This is a genomic window from Actinomadura meyerae, from assembly GCF_900188445.1.
GTDB lineage: Bacteria > Actinomycetota > Actinomycetes > Streptosporangiales > Streptosporangiaceae > Spirillospora > Spirillospora meyerae.
The window spans coordinates 162203-179072 of record NZ_FZOR01000002.1 but is presented as its reverse complement, the minus strand read 5'-3'; the positions used below and the strand labels follow the sequence as shown (position 1 = coordinate 179072).

The following is a 16870-nucleotide window of genomic DNA, read 5'->3' as shown; positions in this document are numbered from 1 at the left end:
GAGGGGTCACTTTTGGAGGGGCTTGCCTTCGGTTTCCCTGTAGTGCAGGGCGAGGGCGAGGTTGCTGCCCTTGACCATCTGGGTGCCGAAGACCTGGACGGCGGCATGGTACTTGCTCGCGATCTTCTTGCCGTCCGGCCGCTGCACCCACGTCATGATGACGTAGTGGCCGCGCGCCTGCGACGTGCCGAAGGCCTCGCCCTTGCCGTTGGTCTTGGATACGCCCTTGCCGGGCAGGGCCTGCAGGAAGGCGTCCTTGCCGCCGGCGGCCTTCACGGCCGCCTTGGCGGCGGTCTCGCTCTTGAGGTTGAACACGCCGACGGTGCCGATGAGGGAGCCGCTGCTGAGCGCGTAGGTGGCCCGGAGCGCCTGCGTGCAGTCGCCCTTCTTGAGGGCCTTCTCCAGGCTCGCGCCGCCGACGACGCCGGTGCAGCTCTTCTGCGCGCTCACGGCCGTCCGTACGTACTTGTGGTCGCCGGCGGTGAACTTCGCCTTGCCGAAGACCTCCTTGAGGGTCAGCGGCTTCGGGTCGGTGGTGCGGGTCTTCAGCTTCACCGGCGTGAGGACGGGCTCGGTGGGGGTCGGGGTCGGCTGCTCCGGCGCGGGCGCGGCCTGCGACGGCGCCGCCTTCGCGGGCTTCGCGTCGTCGTCCTTGAGCATGGAGGAGATCCCGACGCCGCCGCCGATGAGCAGGATCCCGGCGACCGCCGAGCCGCCGATGATCAGCGGCAGGTTGCGGCGCCGCTCGGGCGGGGTGGGCCCGCCGCCGGACGCGCCGGGCGGGCCCGGCGGCATCCCCTCGGGCGGGCCGAAGGAGTCGTCGCCGGTGAACGCGCCGCCCGCGACGGGCCGGTCGTCCCACGGCGGGGCCGGGTGCTCGCTCCGGGCCCCGGCGGGCTGCTCGTCCCAGGAGGCCGTGGGCTGCTCGTCCCAGGAGGCGGTGGGCGCGTCGTTCCACGCGGCGGGGTCGTCGTCCCGCCCGCGCGGTGCGAAGGGGGCCTCGTCGTCGTCGTGGCCGTACGGCGGCGCTCCGGCTCCGGGTCCGTACGGCGCGCGGGGCGGCTGCCGGGGAGGCCAGTCGCCGGGTTTGCCTTGATCGCCCGGATAACCCATGGGTTGGACCTTACCGTTCCTCATTCAGGGGTCTTCACGTTCGGACACCCACCATGACATGGGGGCGAACCGGACGCCGGTGATTCCCCTAAGGTCGCGCTCGGAGGAGCGGGTGCGTCACGTCCAGCCGAAGTCCTGCGTCCACAGCGGTCCGCCGGGCCCGGACGCCCGGCCGACGCCGATGGCGCGCAGGCCGCAGTTCAGGATGTTGGCCCGGTGGCCGGGGCTGTTCATCCAGCCCTTCACCACGGCGGCGGCCGTCGGGTAGCCCTTGGCGATGTTCTCCGCGCCGGGGCTCGTGTAGCCGGCGTCCTCCATCCGCTTCCACGGGCTGTCGCCGTTGCGCGAGGTGTGGTCGAAGTAACCGTTGGCCGCCATGTCCGCGGAGTGCCTGCGGGCCGCGGTGACGAGCCGCTGGTCGATGCGCAGCGGCTTGCAGCCCTGCTTGGCGCGCTCGGCGTTGGTCAGCGACACGACGGCGGCCTCGGACGACGAGCCCCCGGACGACCCGCCCGTGGAGCCGCCCCCGCCCCCTCCGCCGGACGTCGTCGTCCGTGGCGCACCGCCGGGCGCGGGAGCCTCCGCTGACTTCGAGGGCTCGGCCGAGGCGGTCTTGCGGGGGTGGATCGGCTTCAGCGGCGGCGCGGACTCCGTGGCCGCCGGCGTGGGCGTGGCGCTCGGTGCGCCCGGTGTGCCGCTCTTCGGCGTCCCGGACGCGGGGGCGCTCGGCGGGATGTCGCTCTGCGGGCCCGGCAGGGTCCCGGTGGGGGAGCCCGCCTCCGGACCGGACGCGGTGGTCCGGTCCGAGCGCAGCTCGGGCAGGACGAGCCGGTCGATCGTGACGCCGATGCCGATGGCGAGCCCGGACGCGGTGACGACGGCCATCAGCCCGGACGCGCTCCGCAGCCGGGACCGGCCGCGCTTCTTGCCGCCCTGCCCTCGGCCGCTCTGGTTTCGGTCGCTCTGGCCCGGGCCTCCCCGGCCCGGTCCGCCCTGGCCCCGGCCGCCGTCCGCCCGGTGAGTGCCCGGCGGGGGCGCGGAGCGGGACGTGCGGCGCCGCGGACCGCCCGCGACGAGCTCGTCGCGGGGAGGGGAGACGCGGAAGTGGGGCTCGCGGCCGCCCCGCCCGTCGTGCCTGGGCTGGCGGCCTCCGGCGGAGTCGCCGGGTCTGCGGGGAGTGGACAGCGAGGGCTCCCGGGTGCGGGCCGGCGCGAGCCGGCGTGGACTCGGTTGCCCGGCACCTTATCCCCATATACACCCCGTGTTACGGATATCCGTTAAGAAAGATCGAAAGCGCTACCCGTGGTCACGATGACGCTGCCGAACGTCCCCTGCGGAAGGGCTCTGCGGCGTCGCTGAGGCCGCTCCGCACCGCGGATTGCGCCCCTTCCCCGCGGCTCGTGTATCCTGCCTATTTGTTGTGTGCGTGACGCCTGCCCTCCGGGTGGGGCGACGCACCAGCGAGCCGGTGCGTCCCGGAGTGTTCGCGTCAACTGCCGCGGATGTGGGGGCCCCGGCCTCCCGGAGCGCCGGGTCGGATGATCCTCTGATCGGCGCGAGCAGGATTTCCGCTGACATGTGGCGCTCGCCCGCGAGGGGGAGCGGAGGATCGAAACCGCTGAAAGTCGACGAGAAACGAAGGCTGACGACCGTGCGCACGTACACCCCTAAGCCCGCTGACGTCCAGCGTCAGTGGTACGTCATCGACGCGACCGATGTCGTGCTTGGCCGTCTCGCCAGTCAGGTCGCGCAGCTGCTTCGGGGCAAGCACAAGCCGATCTACGCGCCGCACCTCGACACCGGTGACTTCGTGGTCATCGTGAACGCCGACAAGGTGTCGCTGTCGGGCAACAAGGCGGAGCGCAAGAAGGCCTACCGGCACTCGGGCTACCCGGGCGGTCTCCGCTCGGTCACCTACACCGAGCTGCTGGCCAAGAACCCGGAGCGGGCGGTCGAGAAGGCGATCAAGGGCATGCTGCCCAAGAACTCCCTCGGCCGGAAGATGTTCGGCAAGGTGAAGGTCTACGCCGGGCCGGACCACCCGCACCAGGCGCAGAAGCCGGTCCCGTTCGAGATCACCCAGATCAGCCAGCCCGCGAAGTGACACCCGCGCCCGGCCGGGCGCACGCGAGAACGCCGAGCGAAGGCATCGCGAAGACATGAGGCCGCCGGGGCACCCGATGGACGGGCCCGCCGCCCTGGCTAGAACACCCTGAGGAGAACCGTGGACGACACCACCGGCGCCGAGGGCGTCGAGCTCGACTCGTACGAGGACGCGCCGTCCGAGTACAGCACCGAGACCCCCGAGGCGCCCGGCGAGGGCTACCTCGGCCAGCCGGTCGCGACCGGCCCCGCGGCCGGCACCGGCCGCCGCAAGCAGGCCATCGCGCGGGTCCGCATCGTCCCCGGCAGCGGCCAGTGGAAGATCAACGGCCGCACCCTGGACCAGTACTTCCCGAACAAGGTGCACCAGCAGATCGTGAACGAGCCGTTCGTGCTGCTGGGCCTGGAGGGCCAGTTCGACGTGCTCGCCCGCGTCAACGGCGGCGGCACCACCGGCCAGGCCGGCGCGCTGCGCCTCGGCATCTCCCGCGCGCTGCAGTTCGCGAACATCGAGCACCGCCCGGCGCTGAAGAAGGCCGGCTTCCTCACCCGCGACGCGCGGGTGCCGGAGCGCAAGAAGGCCGGTCTCAAGAAGGCCCGCAAGGCTCCGCAGTACAGCAAGCGTTGATCGACGGTACGAGCCGTCGCACCCCGTGCTCCCACGCGGCAGGTCCGTGGGGGAGGCGCGGCGGGTGCGGCGGCTCGTCCGCTTTTCCGGGGTCATCCAGTCTCATCGGGAGTTGAACTGTGGCTCGTCTGTTCGGGACCGACGGCGTGCGCGGGCTCGCCAACCGCGATCTGACCGCTCCGCTCGCCATGGACCTGTCGGTCTCCGCGGCGCGGGTGCTGGGCGAGCAGGGCACGTTCCGGGGCCATCGCCCGCTCGCCGTGGTCGGCCGCGACCCGCGGGCGTCCGGCGAGTTCCTGGAGGCGGCCGTCGTGGCGGGCCTGGCCAGCGCCGGGGTGGACGTGCTGCGCCTCGGCGTCCTGCCGACCCCGGCGGTGGCGTACCTGACGCACGCGCTGGACGCCGACCTCGGCGTGATGCTGTCGGCGTCGCACAACCCGGCCCCCGACAACGGCATCAAGTTCTTCGACCGCAGCGGCTACAAGCTCCCGGACGAGATCGAGGACCGGATCGAGGCGCGGCTCGGCGAGGCGTGGGAGCCGCCGACCGGCGCCGGCGTCGGCCGGGTCCGGGAGGCGCACGGCGCCGTCGAGCAGTACGTCGCGCACCTGGTGTCGACGGTCGAGGTGTCGCTGGACGGCCTGCGCGTCGTGGTCGACTGCGCGAACGGCGCGTCCTGCGAGGTGGCCCCGGAGGCGCTGCGCCGGGCCGGCGCGGAGGTCTTCACGATCGGGACGGCGCCGGACGGCCTGAACATCAACTCCGGCTGCGGCTCGACGCACCTGGAGGCGCTGCGGAAGGCCGTGCGGGAGCACGGCGCGGACGTCGGCATCGCCAACGACGGCGACGCCGACCGCTGCCTGGCGGTGACCGCGGCCGGTGAGGTCGTGGACGGCGACCAGATCATGGCGATCCTGGCGCTCGACCTGCGCGAGGCGGGCGCGCTGCCGTCCGACACCGTCGTCGCGACCGTGATGTCGAACCTCGGCTTCAAGCTCGCGATGCGGGAGGCCGGGATCACCGTGGTGGAGACCGCGGTCGGCGACCGGTACGTCCTGGAGGCGATGAAGGAGGGCGGCTTCGGGTTCGGCGGCGAGCAGTCCGGCCACGTCATCATGCTGGAGCACGCCACGACCGGCGACGGCGTCCTGACCGGCCTGCAACTGGCCGCCGCGATGGCCCGGCGGGGCCGGCCGCTGGACGAGCTGGCGAAGGTCATGACCCGGCTGCCGCAGGTGCTCATCAACGTCAAGGACGTCGACAAGGCGCGCGCGAAGACCTCACCGGAGCTGGCGGAGGCGGTCGCGGCCGCCGAGGCGGGGCTCGGCGAGACCGGCCGCGTGCTGATCCGCCCGAGCGGCACCGAGCCGATGGTCCGGGTGATGGTCGAGGCGGCGTCGCACGACGAGGCCCAGTCCGTCGCCGAGCACCTCGCCGGCGTCGTGCGGACCGTCCTCGGCTAGCGCTCGTCGATCTCCAGGCGCCCCACCTTGAGGTGCCTGATCTCGACCGTGCCGGCCTCCAGATGGGCGATGACGGCGCGCTTCACGACGAGCTTGCCGATCGCGACGGCGCCGACCGCGAGCGCGCCGAGCGCCATTGACCCGATCGCGAGCGAGCCGAGCCCGTTGCCGAGCCGCACCGAGAGCCCGGTCGCGGACGCCCCGGTCACCTCGGCCCCGGTCGCGCGGGCGCCGACCCCCCGTTCGGTGCGGACGCGCGGCGTTGCGCCGGTCGCGCCGGTCTCGTCGGTCTCGCCGTCCTTCGTGCCGTCGGGTTCGTTGCTCATCGGACGAGCATATTCGGCCGTCCCGCGACCGGGGTGCCGCAGTGCGCGGCCCGCGCCGGTCATCCGCCGCACAGGCCGAGCATGACCTCCTTGTCGGGCGCGGTGACCGGCAGGTCGTACTTCAGCGCCACTTGCGCGAAGCGGACGCCGTAGGAGCAGCGGATGCGCTTGTTCGGCGGCAGCCACGACGCCGGTCCGGAGTCGCTCTTGGCGCCGTTGAGCGGGCCGTCCACCGGGATGAGGTTCAGCGGGTCGTTGGCGAGGGACTGGCGCTTGCCCTTAGGCCAGCGCGACGCGCCCATCTGCCAGCCGTACGACAGCGGGATCACGTGGTCGATCTGGACGGCGGTGGCCTTCGCCTTCCGCCACTCGATCGTCTTTCCCGAGTACGGGTCGGCCAGCGTGAGGGAGATGACCACGCAGTCGGAGCCGGACCGGTGGCGGACCTCGGTGCCGTCGCGCTTCAGCAGGTCGTTGCGGGTGTCGCAGCCGTTGCGGGCGAACGGGACGTCGGGCGCGTTGTCCATCCACGCGTAGCCGAACTTGTCGCGCTCGTACCCGGTCTTCGGGCCGCGGCCCTTGGTGGCGACCTTCGCGATGATCTTGCGGGCCTCGGCGCGGTCGCCGGCGGAGGTGATGGCGGCGAGGCCCGGCTTGGTGCCGTCTGGGTTGTCCAGCGGGCTGACGGCGCGGCCGTCACCGGCGGCGGGCGCGCCCGCGCCGGGCGAGCCGGACGGGTCGCCCGCGCTCAGCGTCGCCTCGCAGCCGGTCGCCGCCGCGAGGCCGAGCGCGAGCGCGCCCGCGACCAGCAGCCTCCGGCCCGGTTCCCGCCGCCTCCGGTCGAACCGCCTCCGGTCGAACCGCCTCCGCTCACGCCGCATCCGGTCATGCGGCATCGGGCCACGCAGCGCCATACCGTCACCGCCCTGGGGGTAGCTGTCGTTGTTTTTCACCAAAAGCCGTGCAAATAACCGATCAAACCGTATGGGCTGGTGCCGCGGGCACACGGACCCGCCGTTCGCGGCAGCATCGGCCCGTGCTGCATCCGCGAGCCCAGAAGGCGCTGTGGGGGGATGGTCCCGCGGGACGGTCGACGTCCGGCGCTCCGGCGGCGGACTTAGGTCTACGCCGCATCGGACGAAAGGCTGCCCCCGCATCGCCCTTGAGGGTGACGTGCCCCACCTTGGCAGCCGCTAGGTTCGAAACATGCCGATCATTGCCACCCAGGGCCTGACGATGAGGTTCCCCCGGGTGACCGCCTTGGACGAGCTCACCGTGGCCGTCGAACCGGGCGTCGTCGGGCTGGTGGGCGCGAACGGCGCCGGCAAGTCGACGCTCATCAAGATCCTGCTCGGGCTGCTGCCGCCGACCTCCGGCACCGCGACCGTGCTGGGGCTCGACATCGCGCGCGAGGGCCTGCGGATCCGGGAGAGCGTCGGGTTCATGCCCGAGTACGACTGCCTGCCGCCGGACGTGTCCGCGACCGAGTTCGTCGTGCACATGGCCCGCATGTGCGGGCTGCCCCCGACCGCCGCCCGCGAACGGGCCGCCGACACGCTCCGGCACGTGGGCCTCTACGAGGAGCGGTACCGCCCCATCGGCGGCTACTCCACCGGGATGCGCCAGCGGGTGAAGCTCGCGCAGGCCCTCGTCCACGACCCGAAGCTCGTGTTCCTGGACGAGCCCACCAACGGCCTCGACCCGGCCGGCCGCGACGAGATGCTCGACCTGATCCGGCGCATCGGCGCCGAGTTCGGGATCAGCGTCCTCGTCACCTCGCACCTGCTGGGCGAGTTGGAGCGGGTCTGCGACCACGTCGTCATCATCGACGGCGGGAAGCTGCTGCGGTCCCAGGCCGTCGAGGCGTACACCGCCGCGAGCGGGGTGCTGACCGTGGAGGTCGACGAGGGGCGCGACGTGCTCGGGCGGCACCTGCACGACCAGGGCGTGTCCGTCCGGCCGGAGGGCCGGTTCCTCATCGTCGACATCGCCGGCGAGGCGACCTACGACCTCATCCGCGACGGCGTCGCCGACCTCGGGCTGCGGCTGATCCGGATGGAGCAGCGCCGCCACCACATCGAGGAGGTCTTCCAGGCCGGGCCGCCCGCGCCGCCCGCCCCCGCCGGAGCCGTCCCGCCGCCCGCCGGACCCGTCCAGCAGGGAGCCCCCCGATGAGCACGAGCACCATCCACGACATCGGCTACCGCCACTACGAGGGCCGCCGCAACGGCCGCGCGTACGTGCTGCGGTCGCTGTACGTGCACAACCTGCGCGCCGCGTTCGGTCTCGGCCGCCCCGCGCGGGCCAAGGTGATGCCGTTCCTGCTGGCGGCGATCATGCTGCTGCCGGCGTCCGGGTCGGTCGCGGCGTTCGCGTTCAGCAAGGAGCCGGACGCGCTGATCCGCTACGCGTCCTACGCGAACATCATGCAGGTCATCGTGGCGATCTTCCTGGCCACGCAGGCGCCGGTGCTGGCCTCCCGCGAGGTCCGGTTCCACGTCATCCCGCTGTACTTCTCCCGGCCGGTCGGCCATCTCGACTTCGTGCTGGCGAAGGGCGCCGCGCTGACCACCGCGCTGCTGGCGCTGATGGCGGTGCCGGTCACCGTCCTGTACGCCGGCGGGCTGATCACCAAGATGCCCGACTCCGGCGAGCAGCTGCTGAAGTACCTCGGCGCCCTCGTCGGCTGCCTGCTGTACGCGCTGGTGCTCGCCGCGATCGGGATGGTCGTCGCGGCGTTCACGCCGCGCCGCGGCTTCGGCGTCGCCGCGGTCATCGCCGTCTACATGATCAGCGCCGCGTTCGTCGGGGCCGTGCAGGGCATCGCCGAGGCGCAGACCAACTTCACCCTCCAGGGCTGGATCGGGCTGGCCACCCCGTTCAACCTGGTCGACATCGTCCAGGTCAGGCTGCTCGGCGCGCAGTCGTCCTCGCCGGGCATCGCGCCCGGCGTCACCGGCGGCGTCGTGGCACTGGCCTTGTGCGTCGTTATCGTCGTCGGCTCGATCGGGGTTCTGTACCGCCGGTTCCGGAAGGCGGGGCTGTCGTGAGTGAGCGAAGCGAGGCGGGGGGTGTGGGGGGTCGTCCCCCCACAAAAGGTATGAGCGAGTTGATTCTGGAGAACGTGTCCCGCTGGTACGGGAACGTCGTCGCCGTCAACGGCGTGTCGATGAAGGTCGGGCCCGGGGTGACCGGGCTGCTCGGCCCGAACGGCGCCGGCAAGTCGACGCTCATCCACATGATGGGCGGGTTCCTCGCGCCGTCGTCGGGGAGCGTCACGCTGGACGGGGCGCCGATCTGGCGGAACCCGTCCGCCTACCGCAGCCTCGGGCTCGTCCCCGAGCGGGAGTCGGCGTACGACTTCCTCACCGGCGAGCAGTTCATCACGGCGATGGCGAAGCTGCACAGGCTGCCCGATCCGGACGCCGCCGCGCGGCGGGCCATCGGCCTCGTCGAGATGGACTACGCCGCCGGGCGCCCGATCGGCAACTACTCCAAGGGCATGAAGCAGCGCATCAAGATGGCGTCGGCGCTGGTGCACGACCCGCCCGTCCTGCTGCTGGACGAGCCGTTCAACGGCATGGACCCGCGGCAGCGCCTCCAGCTGATGGACCTCATCCAGCGGATGGCCGACGAGGGCCGCACGATCCTGTTCTCCTCGCACATCCTGGAGGAGGTCGAGCGGCTCGCCAGCCACATCGAGGTGATCGTCGCGGGCCGGCACGCCGCGTCCGGCGACTTCCGCAAGATCCGGCGGCTGATGACCGACCGGCCGCACATCTTCCTCGTCCGCTCGTCCGACGACCGCGGCCTCGCCGCCGCGGTCATCGCCGACGGCTCGGCCCGCAGCGTCCAGCTCACCGACAAGGGCCTGCGGGTGGAGGCGGTCGACTTCCAGCGCTTCACCCTGCTGCTGCCGCAGGTCGCCCGCGACGCCGATGTGCGGCTCTGGGAGGTCTCCCCGGCGGACGAGTCCCTCGAAAGTGTCTTCTCCTACCTGGTGGCCCGATGAACCCGACCATTGCGATGATCACGTTCCGGGCGATGCTCGGGCGCAAGCGCGCGCTGCTCCTGCTGGGGCTGCCGCTCATCATGCTGATCCTGGCGGTCGTGCTGCGCTGGGCCGGGCAGGACGACCTGGACGTCTCCGCGGGCGTGCTCCAGCAGTTCGGGCTCGCGACGCTGCTGCCGCTGCTCGCGCTGATCGCCGGCACCGGGGTGATCGGGCCGGAGATCGACGACGGCCAGATCATGTACGTGCTGACCAAGCCGATCCCGCGCGAGGTGATCGTGCTGACGAAGCTCGTCGTGGCGATCATCCTGGTGACGGCGTTCGCGACCGTCCCGACGCTGCTCGCGGGCCTGGTCCTCAGCGGGACGACCGCGCAGCTGACGCCGGCGTTCGCGGTCGGCGTGCTGATCGGCGGGGTGGCCTACAGCGCGGTGTTCGTCGCGCTCGCCGTCGCCAGCCGCAACGCGGTCACGATCGGCCTGCTGTACGCGCTGGTGTGGGAGTCGCTGCTCGGCAGCTTCGCGCCGGGCGCGAAGTCGGCGTCCATCCAGCAGTGGTGCCTGTCGATCACCGACGCGCTGACGGACGCCTCGCCGGTGACCTCGACGGTCGACCTCCCGGTGGCGATCGGGCTGCTGGTCGCGGTGACCGCCGCGGGGACGCTGCTCGCGACGTTCCGCCTGCGCACCCTCGCGGTGGCCAGCGCCGACTAGCGAGCGTCAGCCAGGGTGCGCCGCTAGCGGGCGTCCCCGAGGAGGCCGCGCTCCATCGCGACCACGACGGCGCGGGTGCGGTCGCCGACGTCCAGCTTCGCGAAGACGCGCAGGAGGTGGGTCTTGACCGTCGCCTCGGCGATGACGAGCCGCCTGCCGATCTCGGCGTTGGACAGGCCGTCGGCGACCGCCCGCAGCACGTCGATCTCCCGGGCGGTCAGCGCGGCCGGCTCGGGGCGGCGCATCCGGGCGACGAGCTTCTCCGCGACGCGCGGGGCGAGCACCGTCTCGCCCCGCGCGGCGGCGCGGACCGCGTCGACGAGCTGCTCCCGGGTGGTGTCCTTCAGCAGGTAGCCGATGGCGCCGGCCTCGATCGCCCGCTCGATCTCGGTGTCGGTGTCGTAGGTGGTGAGGACGAGGACCCGGGTACCGGACCGGATGATCCCGGCGGTGGCGGCGACGCCGTCCAGCACCGGCATCCGCAGGTCGAGCAGGGCGACGTCGGGCCGCAGCCGCTCGGCGAGCGCGACCGCCTCGCGGCCGTCGCCGGCCTCGCCGACGATCTCGATGGTGGGCTCGGCGGCCAGCAGCGCGACCACTCCCGCGCGCATGACCGTATGGTCGTCTACCACGATGACGCGCAGCCTGCCGGTCATGTCATGCCTTCAGGGGGATCGTGGCGAAGACGCGGGTGCCGTCGCCGGGGGAGCTGGTGACGGTGAGCTCGCCGCCGAGCTCGGCGAGCCGGCGGCGCATGCCGTCCAGGCCGAAGCCGCGGGCCGCGCCGACCGCGAACCCGCGCCCGTCGTCGGTGATCTCCAGTTCGACGCCGTGCGGGCGCCGCTCCAGGACGACCCCGACCGCGGACGCGGCGGCGTGCTTGCGGACGTTGGCGAGCGACTCCTGGGTGCAGCGCAGCAGCGCGATGCGGGTGGTCTGGTCGCAGTCGACGTCCGGGAGCTCGGCGGTGACGGCGAGCCCGGTGTCCTCGGCGAACCGGTCGAGGGTGCGGCGCAGCGTCCGGGCGATGGACGCGGGGGCCACCTCGCCCCGCGCCGCCGCCCCGACGAGGACGCGCGCCTCGGCGAGGTTCTCCCGCGCGGTCCGCTCGATGGAGGTGAGCTGCCGGGCGCTCCCGGCCGGGTCGGTGGCGAGGCCGTCCCGGGCCGCCTCCGCCAGCACGACGATGGACGCCAGGCCCTGCGCGAGCGTGTCGTGGATCTCGCGGGCGAGGCGCTCCCGCTCGTCGGCGGCGCCCTGCCGGCGCTGCGCCTCGGCGAGCCGCCGCTCGGCGTCGGCCAGGTCGGCGGCGAGGGCGCGGGCGCGCTCGTCGTGCCGCCCCACGACCCGGTGCATCCACAGCCCGAGCAGGACGCCCGCCGCGTACCCGATGAGGGCGGCGACCGCGTTGCCGGTCAGCGGCGGGCCGTCCGGGACCGACCGGGCGGCGCCGCCCGCCACCGCGGCCGCCGTGGCGGCGCCGCTGAGGACGACCGCGCGGCGCGGGCTCCCCGCGAAGATCCAGAAGTGCGGGAGCGACGCGATGAGCAGGGATGCGGCGCCGCCCATCGCGTAGGAGACGGCGCCGATCCCGGCGATGAGCGCGCCGAGGAACGCGGTCCGGCGCAGGACGGGGTCGCCGGGGAACGTCCCGGTGACGGGGTAGCACAGCGCCAGCACCGACAGCAGCGCCAGCGTCGCGGACCGCGTCCCGTCGGGCTGGTCCCACACGGCGATGCCGGGCGGGACCAGTCCGAGGAGCACCCAGGCGGCGACGTACCAGCGGCGGAGCGCGCGCACCTGGGGGCTTTCGCCGGGTTGCGGCATCGGCATGCCGGTCAGCCTATGGCCTGCGGGATCCGCTCGGCGCCGCCGTCCCGGGCCCGCCGGGGGCCCCGCGCGGGCCACCAGCAGCGGTCCCCGAGCAGCAGCATCAGCGCGGGCAGCACCATGATGCGGATGACGGCGGCGTCGAGCAGGACGGCGACCGCGAGCGCGAAACCCATCTGCTTCATCTCCATGATGTGCAGCGGGACGAAGCTGGCGAACACCGTCACCATGACGAACGCGGCGCTGGTCACGACGCTCGCGGAGCCTCCGATCCCGTCCAGCACGGCCTGCCGGGTCGGGACGCCGCGCAGCACGGCCTCGCGGATCCGGCTGATCACGAACACCTGGTAGTCCATCGACAGGCCGAACAGGATGACGAGCAGCAGCAGCGGGACGCGGGAGCCGATCGAGCCGGTGGAGGTGAAGCCGAGCAGCCCCTCGGCCCACGTCCCCTGGAAGACCGCGGTGAGCAGGCCGAGCGCCGCTCCCGCCGACAGCAGGTTCAGCAGCACGCCGACCAGGCCGAGGACCACCGAGCGGAACGCCCACACCGTCATCGCGAAGGTGACGAGCAGCAGGGCCCCGATGATGAGCGGCAGCTTGTGCTTCTGGTGCTCCGGGTAGTCGGCGTAGCGGGCCACGTCGCCGGTCACGGCGGTCTCGGCGTCCAGCCGCCCGGTCGCCGCCGGGACGTACTCGTCCCGCACGCGCTCCAGGGAGCGCTGCGCCTCGCGGGTGCTCGCGTGGTGCGGGACCGCCAGTTCGAGGACGCTGATCCGCCCGTCCGGCGAGGTGCGCAGCTCGGACGTCCCGGCGAGCAGCGGGTCGCGCTCGGCGCGCCGCGCCAGGTCGGCCAGGGCCGCCCGCGCCTCGGCGGTGCGTCCCGCCCCGGTCTTCACGACGATCTGGTGGGTGGCCTTCAGCTCGGGAAAGGCCGCGTTGAGCCGGTCGTAGACGCGCATGGCGGCGATCTCGCGGGGATGGCTGTCGCGGCCCATGTCGGTCAGGTCGAGGGTCAGCAGCGGTGCGGCCAGCGCGAGCATGGCGAGCACCGACACGGCCAGCGTGGCGGCGGGGTGCCGGCCCGTGGGGCGCAGCATCGCCCTGGTGATCCGGCCGGTGCCGATCTTCGGTGCCTTCGGCGCGCGTCCGCGCCGCACCGCCCGGCGCTCCGCCCAGGCGCCGAGCTTCGCCAGCACCGCGGGCAGGACGGTCAGCGAGCTGACCACCGCGACCAGCGTGACCACGATCGCGGCGGTCGCGATGGAGGAGAAGATGACGTCGTCCGCCAGGTACAGCGTCGCGCTGGACACGGCGACCGCCAGCCCCGACACCACCACGGCGCGCCCGGACGTCGCCGCCGCGAGCTCCACCGTCGCCCGCGCGCTGAGCCGGCCGCCCGAGCGCGCCCGCTCCTCACGCTCGCGCTTCAGGTAGAACAGCGTGTAGTCGACGCCGACGGCCATGCCGATCAGCAGGATGATGCTGGCGCCGATCCCGGCGTCCGGGAAGGCGTGCGAGGCGAGCATCGACAGGCCGATCGCCGCCGCGATCGAGGACAGCGCGAGCACCACGGGCACCACGGCGACCGCGAAGGAGCCGAACACCACCAGCAGCGTGAGCAGCGTGATCGGAATGGCGATCACCTCCGTGCGGGCGAGGTCGTCGCTCCGCAGCTCGCCGACGCCCTTGCTGATGGACGGCCCGCCCGCCTCCTCCACCCTCACCCCGGGGTGGGCGGCCCGCACCGCGGCCGTCTGCGCGAGCAGCGGTTCGACGTGCTCCTTGCCTTCGAGCTCGGGGCCCTTCAAGGTCACGTCGACCCGGACCGCCGCGCCGTCGGCCGAGCGCACGGGCGCGGACACCGACGCGACCTCGGGCAGCGCCCTCATCCGCGCGGCGGCGTCCCGCGCCGCCGCGTCGGCCGCCGGCCCCCGGCCGGTGATCAGGACGTGCTCGACGGGCCGCTGCTGGAGCCCGCCCTCGGTGGCCATGGCCTCCGCCCGTCCGGCCTCGCCGATCCAGAAGTCCTCGGTCGTCGCGGCGTGCCCGCCGATCGAGGCTCCGGCGCCGAGGCACAGCGCCACGAACAGGAACCAGGCGGCGATGCCGCGCCACGGGTGCCCGGCGCTCCACCGGGCCATGCGTACAGGGAGATCTGTCATGGGAAAGAGCCTGGTCGAGGTACCCCCTCCCGCATGAGCCTCGACCGGTTGAACCTGCCGTCCACCGATCGGTGGACGGCAGGGTGAGCCGCTCGACCGGCAGGTGGCCCGGCCCGAGCAGGTGAGCAGGGTCCGGCCGGTGAGCAGGGTCCGGCCGGTGAGCGGGGTCCGGCCGGTGAGCAGGGTCAGCCGGTGAGGCGGGTCAGTTCGGCCAGCGCCTCCGACACGGTGACCGGGTCGAGCTCGCCGAACGGGACCTGCGAGCCCGAGTAGGGCCCGGTCAAGAGCATGACCCGCTCGATCGTCTGCTCCGCGAACTCCTCGGGGGTGACGACGCGGATGCCGGGCTCGATCGCGACCATGAGGTGCCGGCCCTCCGGGGTCATGAGGTTCACCTGCCGGCGGAACCCGCCGGTCTCCTTCTCGCCCAGCTTCCAGCCGCGCGACGTCATGTCGATGAACCTGCCGAAATGTGCGGTGCACCCCTCGAAACGGGTGAGGCGGCTCGCGGTGCGCTCGTCGTCCGCAAGGGTGTGGACGGTACGGCCGAGCTGCGGGAACGGCTGCAGGATCTCGTAGTCGGCGAACACCTCCGCCCATGCCGCGACGGGCTTCTCACCGAGCCGGACGGGATGCGGCAGCGTCACGCGGGCCTCCGGCGGCAGGACGTACGCGTCGTCGTGGACGTCGGCGAGCGTGCCGTCCTCGGCGACCCGGAACGCGTCCTCGCCCGCCGACCACACCAGGCGGCGGACGATGTGCCGCAGCAGCGGGTGCCCGGCGAGGAGGGAGCCGAACTCCTCCGCCGACCAGGACCGTCCGGCCACCATCGCCGCCTCCAGCCGCCTGATCTGGTCGGCGGCGGTGGCGCGGGCCTCCTTCTTCAGCTCGGCGAAGCGCGCGTACGCGGCGGGGGCGAGCGCCTCGTCGTCCTTGGCGCCCGGCTTCGGCAGCGTCCTGCGCGGCTTGCCGTCCTCGTCGGTGACGTAGGGCTTGAGCTGCTCGTCGAACCCGACGCGGAACCGGCGCCGGCCGTAGTCGAGGACGAGCGAGCCGTCCGCGTCCAGGCCGAGGTCGGGGACGAGCCGGTCGGCGAGCTGCTCGGGCGACAGCCCGCGCTCCTCGGCGGCGCGGTTCAGCAGCCTCTGCGCCCGCGGCCCCAGGTGCTTGGCGTCGGCGCCGCGGCGGACGATGCGGTCGAGGTGCCGGAGCTTGTCGTCGGCGGGCGCGTCGATCTCCATGAGCACGTCGAGCGCCTGGAAGCCCTTGAACGTCCAGGTGAAGTAGTTGTCCCAGCGGGCCATCCGGCCCGCGAGGCGCGCGGCCGTTCCGGCGTCGCCGAGCCGCCGCAGCGCGTACTGGGCGCCGGGCGCGGCCCACAGCCCGCCGCCGCGCTCGGCCGCCCAGAGCGCCCAGGCGAACTCGGCGAGGGAGCCGGGATCGCAGATCTCGATGACCTGCTCGCAGCCCGGATACGGGTCCTTCGGCGTGGAGATCAGCAGCATCGTGACGAAGTGCCGGGCGGCGGACACGGGCAGCGCCCGCTCCCGGCCGCGCAGCAGCAGCCGGGGGAGCTGCTCGCGGACCCGGTCCTCGTCCCATTCCGGCAGCTCGTCGGGGTACTGGTCGAGCGGGTCCACGCCCAGCGCCGCGATCGCCTCGGCGGTCTGCTCGCCGTAGGCGCGCGCCGCCTCGATGACGCGGTCGCCGCCGTGCTCCCGGGCGATCAGTGCGAGGGCCTGCTCGGCCTTCGTGCGCTTGGGCCCCGGCTTGCGCAGCGCCTCCGGGACGACGAATGGCGCCGCCGCCGGGCCGTGCCACCCGAACCAGAACCGCGCGGCCTCGTCGACCTGGCCGAGCGCGTTGATCATCACCTGCGCGGTGGCGTCGTCCACGAACGGGATGAGGGCCTCCGCGGCCGAGAGGTGCTTCTTGGTCGCCCGCAGGATCAGCCGGCGGGCGGCGAGACCGCGCCGGGCGGCGAAGTGCTTGAGCCGGAGCAGGTACACCCAGCCGGACCAGTCGCCGTAGTAGCGCTCGTCGGCGAGCAGCTCCTCGGCGAGGTCGCCGGGACCGTCCATCACCAGCCGGTAGTACCTGCGGGCCCGGTCCCCGCCTCGCCGCTCCTCCAGGGCGGCTCCGCTGCGGTAGTGCTCGGCCACCGCCGCCCAGTCGGTGTCGGCCGGGAGCGGCGCGTACGACTGCTGGTAGCCGTCCGCCGCGTTGAGCCACTCCTCGCGCAGCCCGGGAGGCCATGACTCGGCGGCCGGGGTCTTGGGCCGCTTCAGGCCCGTGATGACGATCGGCTCCGTGCTCCGGGCCGTCCGGCGGGTCCACGGCGGTTCGACGAGCAGGCGGGGCAGGTCGCTCTCGGCGGCGTCTTCGACGCGGGGAGTGTCGGTCATCGCTCAATATTCGCGGCCACGACGGACAATTCCGATCACCGGCGGGACGGCGCGCCGCGCCCGCCGCGCCGGACACGCCCTGTCGAGGTGTGCCATATCCGTCCCGTGTGAC

Annotated in this window: 15 protein-coding genes; 7 read left to right on the top strand and 8 right to left on the bottom strand. The window is 73.3% G+C overall.

Going from position 1 to position 16870, the window contains the following annotated elements; translation table 11 throughout:
• Positions 1 to 6: 6 nt before the first annotated feature.
• Together CHF16_RS03565 and CHF16_RS03560 are read right to left on the bottom strand one after the other, a co-directional pair.
• Positions 7 to 1113 (bottom strand): hypothetical protein, encoded by a 1107-nt coding sequence (locus CHF16_RS03565; protein ID WP_089324440.1) that lies wholly within the window; start codon positions 1111 to 1113, stop codon positions 7 to 9.
• 117 nt (positions 1114 to 1230) lie between these two features.
• Entirely contained in the window at positions 1231 to 1998 is a 768-nt protein-coding gene (locus CHF16_RS03560; RefSeq protein ID WP_089324439.1) for a CAP domain-containing protein, read from the bottom strand.
• Positions 1999 to 2764: 766 nt separating this feature from the next.
• Here CHF16_RS03560 and rplM point away from each other — a divergent pair.
• The 3 genes from rplM (at position 2765) to glmM (ending at position 5307) form a co-directional block, all read left to right on the top strand.
• Positions 2765 to 3217: a 50S ribosomal protein L13 gene (gene rplM / locus CHF16_RS03555; RefSeq protein WP_089324438.1), complete on the top strand. Its 453-nt coding sequence runs from the start codon at positions 2765 to 2767 to the stop codon at positions 3215 to 3217.
• 120 nt (positions 3218 to 3337) lie between these two features.
• Complete coding sequence (gene rpsI / locus CHF16_RS03550) at positions 3338 to 3844, top strand: 30S ribosomal protein S9 (protein ID WP_089324437.1); 507 nt, start codon at positions 3338 to 3340, stop codon at positions 3842 to 3844.
• A 119-nt stretch (positions 3845 to 3963) separates the two neighbouring features.
• On the top strand, positions 3964 to 5307 hold the full coding sequence (gene glmM, locus CHF16_RS03545; protein WP_089324436.1) for a phosphoglucosamine mutase: 1344 nt from the start codon (positions 3964 to 3966) through the stop codon (positions 5305 to 5307).
• Here glmM and CHF16_RS03540 read toward each other — a convergent pair.
• Both CHF16_RS03540 and CHF16_RS03535 read right to left on the bottom strand, forming a co-directional pair.
• Positions 5304 to 5633 (bottom strand): hypothetical protein, encoded by a 330-nt coding sequence (locus CHF16_RS03540; protein ID WP_089324435.1) that lies wholly within the window; start codon positions 5631 to 5633, stop codon positions 5304 to 5306. The two genes, glmM and CHF16_RS03540, sit on opposite strands and share 4 nt — an antisense overlap.
• A 59-nt stretch (positions 5634 to 5692) precedes the next feature.
• The gene (locus CHF16_RS03535; RefSeq protein WP_245868190.1) at positions 5693 to 6547 is read right to left on the bottom strand and encodes an HNH endonuclease family protein; all 855 of its coding nucleotides are present in this window, start codon (positions 6545 to 6547) and stop codon (positions 5693 to 5695) included.
• A gap of 292 nt (positions 6548 to 6839) precedes the next feature.
• Here CHF16_RS03535 and CHF16_RS03530 point away from each other — a divergent pair, with 292 nt between their 5' ends.
• Genes CHF16_RS03530 through CHF16_RS03515 form a run of 4 tightly spaced genes read left to right on the top strand, consistent with a single transcriptional unit; the run spans position 6840 to position 10358 of the window.
• Complete coding sequence (locus tag CHF16_RS03530; RefSeq protein WP_089324434.1) at positions 6840 to 7808, top strand: ABC transporter ATP-binding protein; 969 nt, start codon at positions 6840 to 6842, stop codon at positions 7806 to 7808.
• Positions 7805 to 8683, top strand: a complete 879-nt coding sequence (locus tag CHF16_RS03525) for an ABC transporter permease (RefSeq protein ID WP_089324433.1) — start codon at positions 7805 to 7807, stop codon at positions 8681 to 8683. The genes CHF16_RS03530 and CHF16_RS03525 overlap by 4 nt, the downstream gene beginning before the upstream one ends.
• Positions 8684 to 8733: 50 nt before the next feature.
• Positions 8734 to 9645: an ABC transporter ATP-binding protein gene (locus CHF16_RS03520; protein WP_089324432.1), complete on the top strand. Its 912-nt coding sequence runs from the start codon at positions 8734 to 8736 to the stop codon at positions 9643 to 9645.
• A complete protein-coding gene (locus tag CHF16_RS03515; protein ID WP_089324431.1) occupies positions 9642 to 10358 on the top strand; it encodes an ABC transporter permease in 717 nt (238 codons plus the stop codon). Before CHF16_RS03520 ends, CHF16_RS03515 begins: the two co-directional genes overlap by 4 nt.
• Before the next feature lie 23 nt (positions 10359 to 10381).
• On the opposite strand, the gene CHF16_RS03510 is transcribed toward CHF16_RS03515, so the two are convergent.
• The 4 genes from CHF16_RS03510 to CHF16_RS03495 all read right to left on the bottom strand — a co-directional run bounded on the left by CHF16_RS03510 (position 10382) and on the right by CHF16_RS03495 (position 16758).
• The gene (locus CHF16_RS03510; RefSeq protein WP_089324430.1) at positions 10382 to 11014 is read right to left on the bottom strand and encodes a response regulator; all 633 of its coding nucleotides are present in this window, start codon (positions 11012 to 11014) and stop codon (positions 10382 to 10384) included.
• A gap of 1 nt (position 11015) precedes the next feature.
• Positions 11016 to 12191, bottom strand: coding sequence for a sensor histidine kinase (locus tag CHF16_RS03505; protein WP_089324429.1), 1176 nt, complete (start codon positions 12189 to 12191; stop codon positions 11016 to 11018).
• Positions 12192 to 12196: 5 nt separating this feature from the next.
• Positions 12197 to 14353: an MMPL family transporter gene (locus tag CHF16_RS03500; protein ID WP_089324428.1), complete on the bottom strand. Its 2157-nt coding sequence runs from the start codon at positions 14351 to 14353 to the stop codon at positions 12197 to 12199.
• 185 nt (positions 14354 to 14538) lie between these two features.
• On the bottom strand, positions 14539 to 16758 hold the full coding sequence (locus CHF16_RS03495) for a DUF4132 domain-containing protein (RefSeq protein WP_089324427.1): 2220 nt from the start codon (positions 16756 to 16758) through the stop codon (positions 14539 to 14541).
• Between the last annotated feature and the right edge of the window lie 112 nt (positions 16759 to 16870).

Bases quoted from the DNA above. Each gene is read 5' to 3' on its own strand.
- CHF16_RS03560 (WP_089324439.1), bottom strand. From the start codon at position 1,998: ATGGCCGTCGTCACCGCGTCCGGGCTCGCCATCGGCATCGGCGTCACG.
- CHF16_RS03510 (WP_089324430.1), bottom strand. From the start codon at position 11,014: ATGACCGGCAGGCTGCGCGTCATCGTGGTAGACGACCATACGGTCATG.
- CHF16_RS03535 (WP_245868190.1), bottom strand. From the start codon at position 6,547: ATGGCGCTGCGTGGCCCGATGCCGCATGACCGGATGCGGCGTGAGCGG.
- CHF16_RS03525 (WP_089324433.1), top strand. From the start codon at position 7,805: ATGAGCACGAGCACCATCCACGACATCGGCTACCGCCACTACGAGGGC.
- CHF16_RS03505 (WP_089324429.1), bottom strand. From the start codon at position 12,191: ATGCCGATGCCGCAACCCGGCGAAAGCCCCCAGGTGCGCGCGCTCCGC.
- CHF16_RS03565 (WP_089324440.1), bottom strand. From the start codon at position 1,113: ATGGGTTATCCGGGCGATCAAGGCAAACCCGGCGACTGGCCTCCCCGG.
- CHF16_RS03500 (WP_089324428.1), bottom strand. From the start codon at position 14,353: ATGACAGATCTCCCTGTACGCATGGCCCGGTGGAGCGCCGGGCACCCG.
- CHF16_RS03540 (WP_089324435.1), bottom strand. From the start codon at position 5,633: ATGAGCAACGAACCCGACGGCACGAAGGACGGCGAGACCGACGAGACC.
- CHF16_RS03530 (WP_089324434.1), top strand. From the start codon at position 6,840: ATGCCGATCATTGCCACCCAGGGCCTGACGATGAGGTTCCCCCGGGTG.
- CHF16_RS03495 (WP_089324427.1), bottom strand. From the start codon at position 16,758: ATGACCGACACTCCCCGCGTCGAAGACGCCGCCGAGAGCGACCTGCCC.
- CHF16_RS03515 (WP_089324431.1), top strand. From the start codon at position 9,642: ATGAACCCGACCATTGCGATGATCACGTTCCGGGCGATGCTCGGGCGC.
- CHF16_RS03520 (WP_089324432.1), top strand. From the start codon at position 8,734: ATGAGCGAGTTGATTCTGGAGAACGTGTCCCGCTGGTACGGGAACGTC.